Origin of the sequence: Succinivibrio sp., from assembly GCF_045124615.1 — a bacterium.
Lineage (GTDB): Bacteria > Pseudomonadota > Gammaproteobacteria > Enterobacterales > Succinivibrionaceae > Succinivibrio > Succinivibrio faecicola.
Genome location: NZ_JBGVMC010000086.1, coordinates 1 through 3,248, shown reverse-complemented (window position 1 = coordinate 3,248; position 3,248 = coordinate 1). Strand labels below are relative to the sequence as shown.

At 35.2% G+C, this 3,248-nt stretch carries 3 protein-coding genes; 2 read left to right on the top strand and 1 reads right to left on the bottom strand.

All coding sequences use genetic code 11. The features are described 5' to 3' along the window. Window positions 1-50 precede the first annotated feature (50 nt). Window positions 51-527: an SsrA-binding protein SmpB gene (smpB, locus tag ACJML3_RS02355; RefSeq protein WP_219936828.1), complete on the bottom strand. Its 477-nt coding sequence runs from the start codon at window positions 525-527 to the stop codon at window positions 51-53. Window positions 528-757: 230 nt separating this feature from the next. On the opposite strand from smpB, the gene ACJML3_RS02350 reads away from it, so the two are divergent. Next, the gene (locus ACJML3_RS02350) at window positions 758-2,440 is read left to right on the top strand and encodes a methyl-accepting chemotaxis protein (RefSeq protein ID WP_406020263.1); all 1,683 of its coding nucleotides are present in this window, start codon (window positions 758-760) and stop codon (window positions 2,438-2,440) included. Between the two features lie 69 nt (window positions 2,441-2,509). Next, window positions 2,510-3,248 (top strand): flagellin (locus ACJML3_RS02345; protein WP_406020261.1); only part of this gene is annotated, 739 nt, incomplete at its 3' end.

Here is a 3,248-nt window from a genome sequence, read left to right as displayed (position 1 = left end):
ACTAAAGGAAATCCTTTAAAAAAAATGCACTGATTTTCAGTGCATTTTGTCTATTTAAAATTCTTTTTCATGATACGCTCTTTATCACGAGCCCACTGGCGATCCTTAATAGAATCTCGCTTATCGTGTTCTTGTTTTCCTCTTGCAACACCGATCTCAAGCTTAGCCCATGATCCCTTCCAGTACATCTTTAAAGGGATGATGGTATACCCCTGACGCTGTACACAACCTATAAGCTTATCAATTTCTCTTCTTGATAGAAGCAGTTTTCTAGTTCTTGTAGGATCGCTTACAACAAAAGCACAGCTTGTCTTTAAAGGATTGATAATTGAACCTAAAACAATTACTTCACCATCCTTTACAGTTACATAAGCCTCTGAAATGTTGCATTTACCAGCTCTTAAAGCCTTTACTTCCCATCCTTGAAGTTCAAGACCAGCCTCTAGCCTTTCTTCAACGAAATATTCAAAGCTTGCTTTTCTGTTAACGGCAATTACATTACTGCTTGATTTTTCTTTTTTAGCCATTATTAATAAATTCTCTAAAAAACAACCAATTTAATCCGATATATAAGCCAATATAAGGGTAAAAATTTGTACTTACTCCAAAATTATTAAATATTATATACGCGAATAACGGAATTATACTTTATTATTAGATAAGGTATGTGAAGTTTTAATATTACTCCTTTACATGATAATATGGACTTTATTTATTGTCTATACGCATGAGCATTGTTCAAGGTTGAGAGATACGTATGGAAGCGATAAAGGCAACTTCTAAGAGTACAGAAACACAAGATAACATGAGCAATAATCAGGAAAAAACAGATTTAAAAGATTCTGCAACGAATAGCAGTTACTCTTTTAAGTCAGCACCTTTTTTTAAATCTCTTTTTACGTTAAGTTTCAATGATATTTCCATTGTACAAAGAATCATTGCATCTTTTGTCTTTGCAATCTTAATTTTCTTCTTAGGTACATTGTTAATAAATTCTACATTAAACAAATACGTATCACAAAAACAATGCATTGATGACATTTATACAAATCTCCACTCTATAAGCTTATCTTTTGCACAGCTAAGCTCTCATTCAAATGCTACAAAAGAGCGCTTAAATATTTCTGACAAAATAAATTCTTTAGAAAGACTCCTTAATAATAAGGATAATATTTCCTTTTTTGACAACGATGAACATTCAAAGAAGATCATTTCTACACTAAATTCTTATTCAAAAGAAATAAAAGATCTTCTAAAAGACAATGATGCTAATTATCTAAAAGGACTTGAAAACAGCATAAATACAATATCTACAGTTGATACTCTGACTAAAAGCGGAAAGATGAAATCTCCATACAGTCATATAACCATCTGCTTATATTCTGTAATAGGTATCAGCGGTATTGTTCTCATTCTTCTTACCATTTTCCTGTCAAAATCTCTTAACAGTGAAGTAAAGCATGTATGGAAGTCATTAAGAAGATTAGCAGATGGCGATCTGACTTCATCAAGGAAAAATAATTTTAGAAAAAATGAAATCGGAAATATCGACAAACTGGTTGACGATGTTGCTGATTCAATGAAGAAAACCGTTAGCAAGTTAAATCTAGACTTCAATAAGATGGTTCACATGGTAAATGTTAATTCATCCATGTTAGACAGTACATCAGATGCTATATCAATTCAAAGAGAAAAAGCTCACTCTGTAGCAGAGGCTACAGCAAACATGGAAAGTTCCATTGAAAAAGTTACAGAGTTTGCCAGATCTACTCTATCTAAAGTGAAGAACGCAGAAACAGCTTCAGACACCTGCAGATGTACGATGCAGGACAATATTACAACAACTCACTCACTGTCTAACAAGCTTAAAAATACATCCATCGCTATTTCAAATATCAATGAAATGGGTGAACAGATTAATGCTATCGTTAAAACAATTGCCGCAATTGCTGATCAGACAAATCTTTTAGCTCTTAATGCCACTATTGAGGCTGCTAGAACTGGTGAACATGGAAAGGGATTTGCTGTGGTAGCAAGTGAAGTTCGTGATCTTGCAACAAAGACAGCAGAATCTACGAAAGAGGTTGCTGATACAATTGCAAATCTGTCTGCTGCGGTAAAGAGCTGCGTTACTGTTGTTGCATCCTGTGAAGAGGAAATGAATAACTCAGTTTACCAAAGCTCAAAAGCAAACAGTGCTATTGAAGAGATTATGGGAATTATCGCAACAATCACTGATATGTCTGAGCAGATTGTTCACTCCTGCCAAGAACAGAGTGCCATTGCATCAGATGTTAACCATGCAATAAACAACATTAATTCAATTACCGATGAATGCTTTGTGAATATTACTGATTCCAAACAGAATGTTCATGAAATCAAAGAGCTTGCACAAAATCAGGTAGACAACCTGTCTACATTCAAAACAGACATTAATTAAATTTGGCATAGTTTTTTCATATCTTCTAAAAAGTGGCAATTTATTGCCACTAGTTAGGAGAGAAAAGATATGCCATTATTTATTAATACAAACCTTTCTGCACTGTCAGCAAAGCGTTCTGTAAATACAGCAACTTCAAAGCTTGATAAAGCTTATGAAAGACTGTCTACAGGACTTAAAATTAACAGCGCACAAGATGATCCTGCAGGAATTCAGACTTCTGACCGTCTGACCTTACAGTTAAATGCTTTACAGCAGACTAACCGAAATGCTCAAAATGCCATTGCCTATGCCCAGACAGCTGAAGGTGCTATGGATGAAATCACAACCATGCTTCAGAGGATCAGAACCCTTGCAATCAGTTCTGCTAATGGTACAAATACCAGTGATGCAAGAAAGGCACTTCAAGATGAGGTTGATCAGCTCAATGCTGAAATTGTGCGTATCTCAAGAGACACAACTTTTGGTGGTCAAGATTTATTAAACGGAAACGCATCTATTGTACGTTTCCAGATTAGCCCTGATCCAGGCTCTCTTATCAAGATTGATTTATCAATTGGATTTGATACTGATTCTTTAGCTAAATATACAGCAAAACTTCAGAACTCAGATTCTTTCGATCTTCCTGAAGGCGCTCCTGCAAGTATTGCAGCTGCTGGTCCTTTCAATTTTGAAGATATCTTTTCATACAATGTAAACGGAAAAGGTATCGATATTTCCACTCAGTCATCAGCTCAGATTGTGCTTGCCGGTATTGATTATCTTATCAATGCAGTTGATACAAAGCGTTCAGAGCTGGGTGCCGTTC